The sequence below is a fragment of the Shinella agrisoli genome (genome assembly GCF_046557955.1).
Taxonomy (GTDB): Bacteria; Pseudomonadota; Alphaproteobacteria; order Rhizobiales; family Rhizobiaceae; genus Shinella.
Genome location: NZ_JBJIEP010000052.1, coordinates 1 through 7,200, shown reverse-complemented (window position 1 = coordinate 7,200; position 7,200 = coordinate 1). Strand labels below are relative to the sequence as shown.

The window sequence follows — 7,200 nt, the reverse complement described above, 5'->3', positions numbered from 1 at the left end:
CTAGCAACAAACTATCTCGCAGCCATCGCTCTCGTTTCAGCAGTCATCGCATGGGTTTGAATGAGTCCTCATCCTAGCTTAGTCACATTCTTTCTGACCCTTTCTGCGGTGGAGAGCCAATTCAAGTGGCGCCAACGGTTCGAATCCTTTCGAAAGCGAATAGCGTATCCGGCGATGAACATCCCGCACGATCAGAGGAGAGGCCGCATTTCGCCGGTTTTACCGGAGATCAATGACGTCGTGAGCAACAGCCCGGACCAATCGTCTATCGTGGCTTGTAACAACGAGGCTCATATCGTGCTCGCCAACGAGGGTTCGCAGAAGCTCCATCACCTCGCGCTGTACAAGAGGATCGAGCCGCGATGTCGGTTCGTCCGCCACCAGACAATAAGGCTTAAAGAGGAGGACGCGAGCGATTGCGATGCGTTGCAGTTCTCCACCGGAAACCTCGTCCGGCCGCCGTTCGAGAAGCGATGGACGAACCGCCAGCCGATCGAGAAGGGGTGGCAGGTCGCGTGCCAGGCATCCGAGCGGCAGCACAGGTTTGAGGTCCTCGAACTGACGTCGCAACACACGCCCCGGCATGAACGCCGAGGCCGGATCCTGATGTAACTTCTGGAAACGCGCGCGCAAGGCGGGCCGGCGGACACGATGCGGATCCGTGCCGTCGCACCAGCGCACCGTGCCCGCGTGCGGTCGCGCGAGGCCGAGGAGCACATTGCCCAGCATCGTTTTGCCGCAACCGCTGGGACCCGTTATGGCCGTGATGCTCCCGCGGTGGAGGGTCAGACTTAAGCCCTGGAATAATCTGCGGTCACCGACCGCGTAGGTAAGCTCTTTGGCGTGGAGCACCGGCGCGGCGATGCGTTGCGCCATGCGTCGGGGCCACCGATCGGGATCTGCATCAAGCCACGCCCGGGTATAGTCGTGGCGCGGTGCCAGCATCACCTCTTCCACAGGTCCCTGTTCCAGCATCCGGCCGGCGCGCATCACGCCTATATGGCCGCCAAGGCCACGCGCGACGCGTATGTCGTGTGTGATTGCCAACACCGCCCGGCCATGGTCGATGAGTTGACGGATGCGGGAGACAGTCTCTTCGACCCGATCATCATCCAGGCCTTTGGTTGGCTCGTCGGCGATGACGACGGGCGCCTGCGTCGTCAATGCCCCGGCAACCAGAACACGTTGACGCCTGTTACACGATCCTGCATCTTCCCGGCCACTCTCCCGGCTCCATCGGTCTGCTTGACGAGAAGGCGGGAACTTTTTTCAGCGGAGACGCGATATATGAAGGCGGTCTTGTCGACGATTTGCCGGGGTGCGACCCTGAAGTTTATAAGAAAACCATGAAGCGCCTGTCGCAACTCGATGTCGGGGTCGTTCATGGCGGACACGGGCCGAGGTTTGGTAGAGACCGACTGCGAGAGATCGCCGCGGGCTATCTGGAGTCGAAGGAATTTTGAAGAAGTCCAATTGAACGATCAACGAAACTGCGGGAAAGCCCTGCGTGGAGCGAGTGCCGGGCAATCGCCGGCTGTATGCATCCCAACGACGCATTGCTCATTGCTGGCGTTTTTTCCGAAGCAGCTGATCGTGCATTTTCTGAGCTGCCGGGTTGAGGCTACGATCTCTTGACTGGATCAGCATCAAGTCCCGTTCTATCCGGGGGCGATCCAGTGAACGGACCGCCAGCCCCAGCCATTCGGATATCGGTGCCATCAGGCTCGTCACCAGCGCGATGCCGAGGCCGGCCTGGACCAGACCGGCGATCGTGAGCGGCAGGGAGACCTCGTAGGTGAAGGTGAGGCGGATATCGTGGATGGCGAGGGCTTCGTCGAGGGCGCGCCGCATCGGGCTGGTTGCCTTTAGACCGATCAAGGGCATGTCCGTTAGATCGTCCCATGTCAAAGATCCTTGCTGCGCCAAGGGATGGCTTGGCGCAAGAATGACGACGAAGTGATCGCGGTCGAACGGGCGGGCGCGAAGATCACTTGGAAGCCGGGTTGTGGTCACCAGGCCGAGATCCGCTACGCCCGATTGCACCAATCCTGTCACCTCGTATTCCGGCACATCGTGCAGCACGATGTCGATCGACGGGTAGAGTGCGGAGAATGCGGTGATTTCGGCCGGTAGCTGCAGCGCGGACTGAAGCCCCGGCGCCGCGATGACCACCATACCGCGTTCCAGCGTGGCATGGGCGCGCATTGTGTCCACCGCGCCGTCCAGTTCGCCGACCAGCCGCTGGACGACAGTAAGGAATTCGCTGCCGGCCTTTGTCAGCTGCAACATTCGTGTGTGGCGATCGAACAGCCGCACCTCCAGGGCCGCCTCCAGTTCCCGGATCGACTCGCTGAGAGAGGATTGGGAAATGTCCAGCTCATTGGCTGCTCTGGTGAACTGGCCGTATCTGGCGACGGCAATGAAAGCTCTCAGTTGTCGCAAGGACGGACTCATCGGTTTCTCCGAATAATTTATATGACTTTGCATATTTTCCGATTTATTGGCAAGCCGTAGCATGTCTTTCGTCAATCGCCATGGACCGGAGACGTGCCGTGCTTGCCCAGAAACCCTTCAGCCTGCGTGTCACTGACATCGAAGACCTGACGCCCACGATCAGAAAGCTGCATCTGGTGGCGGCGGACGGGCAGGCGATGCCGCATGCCTCCGCCGGTGCACATCTCAAGTTCCAGCTGCCGCTCGGCGGCGCGGGAACGGTGGAACGGTGCTACTCTATTGTTTCCCGACCGAACCAGTTTGAAGGTTATGAAATCGCGGTTCACCGCGACCCCAAATCGGCAGGCGGATCCTTTACATGCACGGACTGTCGGTCGGTGACGAGCTCACCGCCATCGGGCCGAAGAACGATTTCGAGCTCAGCCAGAATGCCGGACGCAGCATCCTGATAGCCGGTGGCATCGGCATAACCCCCATTCTGTCGATGGCCTGTGAGCTCGATCGCAGGCAGGCGCCATTCTTCCTGCACTATGCATGTCGCACGCCCGAGGCGATGGCCTATCGCGCCGAGGCGGAGCGGTTCGGCGCTGCCAGAGCCCGGCTTTACTTCGATGGCGGGCGACCCGAAGACGGGCTTCAGCTGCCCGCGGTGCTGGCATTGCCGAAGCCCGGCGCGCATGTCTATGTCTGTGGCCCGCGACCCCTGATTGACGCCACGATCGCGACCGCCCGCGAAATCGGCTGGGAGCTGAGCCAGATACATTTCGAACTGTTCAGCAATGGCGTGGTTTCCGGCGGCAACCGGCTCCAGGTGGAGCTGCGGCGTTCCAGTCTGAAACTGGATGTGCGGCCGGACCAGACCATCCTCGACGCCATGATCGAAGCGGGCTGCGACCCAATGTTCGATTGCAAACGTGGCGAATGCGGCGCGTGCAGCGTGAAGGTGCTCGAGGGTGAAGCCGAGCACCGTGATTACTGTCTTAGCGAAGATGAACGGGCCGACAACATGATGTGCGTGTGCGTTTCACGCGCGCATTCCATGAAGCTCGTCCTGGATGCCTGAAGGAGGAACGATGTCTAAATTTGTCACTAATGCTTGGTATCTCGGAGCATGGTCGAGCGAGATCGGCGAGGAGAACCTGCTCTCCCGTCGCATTCTCGATCTGCCGATCGTATTTTTCCGCAAGCGCGATGGCTCGCCGGCCGCGCTCATCGATCGCTGTTCGCACAAGCTTGCGCCTCTTTCGCTGGGAAAGAAGATCGGCGACGAGGTGCAGTGCGGCTATCACGGCCTCCAGTTCGACTGCACCGGCCACTGTACGAAGGTGCCCAGCCAGAACCAGATTCCCCCCACCGCCAACATCCGCGCCTTTCCGGTGATCGAGCGCTACGGCGCAATCTGGATATGGATGGGCGACGCCGCCTTCGCCGACGAGACCAAGCTCATCAGGCTCGAGCACTACGGTGAAGAGGGATGGGGCATCGTGACCGGCCAGTATATCAGGTTCGACTGCAATTACCTGAACATAACCGACAATCTAGTCGATCCCGCCCATACCACCTACGTCCACGCGGCCACCATCGGCAGCCCGGAAGGCAGCGAGGTGCCGGTGAAGGTCGAACAGACCGATGATTACGTGCTCGCCTATCGCTGGATCAAGAACGTGCCGCCGGTGCCGCTGGCACGGAAGATGGGCAATTTCAGCGAGAATACCGACCGCTTCCAATATTACTATCTCTATCTGCCATCGATCTCCTGCGTGGATTTCGGCACGATGGAAGCCGGACTGGAGCCGACCGAGGAGAACAAGAACACCGGCCTTCGCTCCTTCTCCTATAATTTCCTCACGCCCGAGACATCGGATCGCACCCACTACTTCTGGCTGCATATCCGCAATTACAAGACCGGCGACGCCGAGGCCGACAAGGACGTGGAGAGGTTGATGACCGCGACCTTCCTCGAAGACGCCGACATCCTTGCCGCGGTGCAGCTCCAGCAGGCCGAAACGGGCGTGCGCGAACACACGAAACTCGCAATCGACAATGCGCCCGCGCGCGTGCGCAGGCTGACCGAGCGGATGATCCAGGCCGAGGCGCCAATCTGATCCGTTCCTGAAAGTGGAGGAGGAGACAATGAAGAATGCGCAAGACCCGGTGGACGAAATCCTTCCGGCATCAAAGCTCTGTACGTTGGGCCTTCAGCATGTGCTCGTCATGTATGCCGGGGCCATCACCATCCCGCTGATCATCGGCGGCGCCATGAAACTGCCGAAGGACCAGTTGGCACATCTCATCAGAGCGGACCTGTTCGTCTGCGACCTGGCAACCCTGATCCAGACCCTCGGCTTCTGGAAGGTTGGCATTCGGCTACCCATCATGATGGGCGTCACATTCGTCGCCGTCGGTCCGATGCTGGCCATCGGCGCCAACCCGGATCTGGGGCTTCTGGGGATTTTCGGCTCGGTCATCGCCGCAGGCATTTTCACGGTGGTCTTCGCCCCTTTCGTCGGGCGGACGCTGCCACTGTTTCCGCCGGTGGTCACGGGAACGGTGATCCTCACCATCGGCCTGACATTGATGGGGGTCGCCGTCCACTGGTCGGCGGGCGGGCAGCCCACGATTCCCGGGCCAGCCGGCCCGATCCCCAACCCCAACTATGCCTTGCTGTCTAATATAGGCATCGCGGCACTGGTGCTGGTCTCGATCCTCGCCATCATTCGTTACGCCAGGGGCTTCTTCGCCAACATTGCCGTCCTGATCGGCATTCTCGTCGGCTTTGCCGCCGCGCTGATGGCGGGGCGGGTCGATATCCGCGGCATCGGCGACGAAGCCTGGATGGCGATCGTAGCGCCGTTCCACTTCGGCATGCCGGTGTTCGACATCTGGGCGATCCTGATGATGTGCCTCGTGATGATGGTCGTGATGATCGAATCGACGGGCATGTTTCTGGCCATGGGGGAGATCGTCGAGAAACCAGTCTCCGAGGGTGATCTGGCCCGCGCCATTCGCGCGGACGGGGTCGGCACCATCCTAGGCGGCATCTTCAATACCTTCCCCTATACGTCCTACTCGCAGAACATCGGCCTGGTGCAGGTGAGCAACGTGCGCAGCCGCTGGGTCTGCGTTACGGGCGGGCTCATGATGGTGGTTCTCGGAATGTTGCCCAAGCTCGCCTTCATCGTTGCCTCGATCCCGCAATATGTGTTGGGCGGCGCGGCGCTGGTCATGTTCGGCATGGTGGCCGCAACCGGCATCAAGATCCTGACGGCGGTCGATTTCAGCAGCAATCGCAATAACCTGTACATCGTCGCAGTCAGTGTGGCCATCGGGATGGTCCCGCTTATTTCCAGCAAGTTCTTTGAGAACTTCCCCAAGGAACTCGCGCCGTTGACCCATAGTGGCATCGTGCTAGCGGCGTTGATGGCGCTGGCCCTCAACCTGATTTTCAACGGCTATTCCCGCCCTTCCAAGATCACCCCGCGGCAGACCGCCCTGCAGGGGGCACATGAATAATCCCGGCGCCAGTCCGGTGAGACTGGCGCTGTCTAAGACCTCTATCGAAAGAAACAGATATGACACTGCCATTTTCCCTCGGCTGCAATGGCCGCGGCGTGATGCATCTCAAGCCGGTCTCCGTGGACGAGCAGTTCGCGATGCTCAAGTCAACCGGGGTATTCGATCACTTCGACCGTATGCCGCAGCCGGGTATCGAACAGGAATACATTCGCGCCGCCGAGAAGCACGCCATGCCGATGAAGACGGGGCTCTGGTCCTATATGGTCGGTCGTGACGAGGCGCTGGTCCTGAAGAATCTCGAGTTCTGCAAGGCGGCCGGTGCCGAATGCCACAATCTCATGATCTATCGCAAGCACGCCAAAGGCCGGGATACGACCGACCGAGAAATCGCCGACTTCTACCGGCTCGCCTACGAAGCCGGCGCCGGGATCGGCATCACGATCGGACTGGAAGTCCACATCTATATGTGGTCGGAGGACTTCCGCAGGATCAACAAGGTGGCGCAGCTGGTGCGCAGCGAAGGATTGCCGTTCAATTTCATTCTCGATCACAGCCACATCCTGCTGAAGATCGACAATCCCGAGGAGCAGGATGTCAGCGGCATTCGCGAGGATGTCGAGGCCGGGTCGCTCGTCATCGACCCGTATGAACCAGGCAATGTGATCGACGACTGGATCAGCCAGCAGATGACCATATGGCTGCAGGTCCGTCCGGTTTCACCAAACGGCCCGAAGAACCGCTGGATGACCAACGATCTGGGACAGTGGGGCCGTGCCTGCCAGTATCCGTTCGTCAAGCCGAAGCCAGGTGAATGGCACTCGGTGTGGAACGCCTACCGCGTCGAACCTTGCAAGGAAGTGGTCCGGCGGGTGCTCCGGGCGCATCGCGACAATCCCGCCAGCCCGCTGCGCTGGATCACGACCGACATGATCGACATGGCGGATTATGGCGGCAACGCGAAATATTCGCTGCTCGATCAGAATGTCGCCATTGCCGACTGGATCCGCTCGACCTGGGAGGAGATCAGGCACGAGGTGCCCGTCTCCCGTTCGCTGGAGGCCTGCTGATGGACGTACGCGCCGCCGTTGCCGTCGAGGCAAGCAAGCCTCTGGAGATCATGACCGTGCAGCTCGAAGGCCCGCGGGCCGGCGAGGTGCTGGTCGAGGTGAAGGCGACGGGCATCTGCCACACCGACGAGTTCACGCTGTCGGGCGCCGACCCGGAAGGCAT

The 7,200-nt window shown here is 60.6% G+C and carries 8 protein-coding genes and 1 pseudogene; 6 read left to right on the top strand and 3 right to left on the bottom strand.

What is annotated here, in order from left to right; genetic code table 11:
- Positions 1-219: 219 nt before the first annotated feature.
- Positions 220-1,164: an ATP-binding cassette domain-containing protein gene (locus tag ACIIOY_RS26550; RefSeq protein ID WP_411037676.1), complete on the bottom strand. Its 945-nt coding sequence runs from the start codon at positions 1,162-1,164 to the stop codon at positions 220-222.
- On the opposite strand from ACIIOY_RS26550, the gene ACIIOY_RS26545 reads away from it, so the two are divergent.
- Complete coding sequence (locus ACIIOY_RS26545) at positions 1,164-1,463, top strand: MBL fold metallo-hydrolase (RefSeq protein WP_411037675.1); 300 nt, start codon at positions 1,164-1,166, stop codon at positions 1,461-1,463. The two genes, ACIIOY_RS26550 and ACIIOY_RS26545, sit on opposite strands and share 1 nt — an antisense overlap.
- A gap of 97 nt (positions 1,464-1,560) precedes the next feature.
- Here the strand turns inward: ACIIOY_RS26545 and ACIIOY_RS26540 are convergent, their stop codons facing one another.
- Complete coding sequence (locus ACIIOY_RS26540; protein ID WP_411037674.1) at positions 1,561-2,454, bottom strand: LysR family transcriptional regulator; 894 nt, start codon at positions 2,452-2,454, stop codon at positions 1,561-1,563.
- Positions 2,455-2,525: 71 nt separating this feature from the next.
- Complete coding sequence (locus tag ACIIOY_RS26535) at positions 2,526-2,780, bottom strand: hypothetical protein (protein ID WP_411037673.1); 255 nt, start codon at positions 2,778-2,780, stop codon at positions 2,526-2,528.
- Between the two features lie 32 nt (positions 2,781-2,812).
- On the opposite strand from ACIIOY_RS26535, the gene ACIIOY_RS26530 reads away from it, so the two are divergent.
- From ACIIOY_RS26530 to ACIIOY_RS26510, 5 genes and pseudogenes are all read left to right on the top strand, one after another.
- Positions 2,813-3,517, top strand: coding sequence for a PDR/VanB family oxidoreductase (locus tag ACIIOY_RS26530; RefSeq protein WP_411037672.1), 705 nt, complete (start codon positions 2,813-2,815; stop codon positions 3,515-3,517).
- A gap of 10 nt (positions 3,518-3,527) precedes the next feature.
- Positions 3,528-4,559, top strand: a complete 1,032-nt coding sequence (locus ACIIOY_RS26525; RefSeq protein WP_411037671.1) for an aromatic ring-hydroxylating dioxygenase subunit alpha — start codon at positions 3,528-3,530, stop codon at positions 4,557-4,559.
- A gap of 28 nt (positions 4,560-4,587) precedes the next feature.
- On the top strand, positions 4,588-5,967 hold the full coding sequence (locus tag ACIIOY_RS26520) for a nucleobase:cation symporter-2 family protein (RefSeq protein ID WP_411037670.1): 1,380 nt from the start codon (positions 4,588-4,590) through the stop codon (positions 5,965-5,967).
- A 59-nt stretch (positions 5,968-6,026) separates the two neighbouring features.
- Positions 6,027-7,037: a hypothetical protein gene (locus ACIIOY_RS26515; RefSeq protein ID WP_411037669.1), complete on the top strand. Its 1,011-nt coding sequence runs from the start codon at positions 6,027-6,029 to the stop codon at positions 7,035-7,037.
- Positions 7,037-7,200: pseudogene (locus ACIIOY_RS26510) on the top strand (S-(hydroxymethyl)glutathione dehydrogenase); the annotation flags it as partial. The gene ACIIOY_RS26515 and the pseudogene ACIIOY_RS26510, both read left to right, overlap by 1 nt.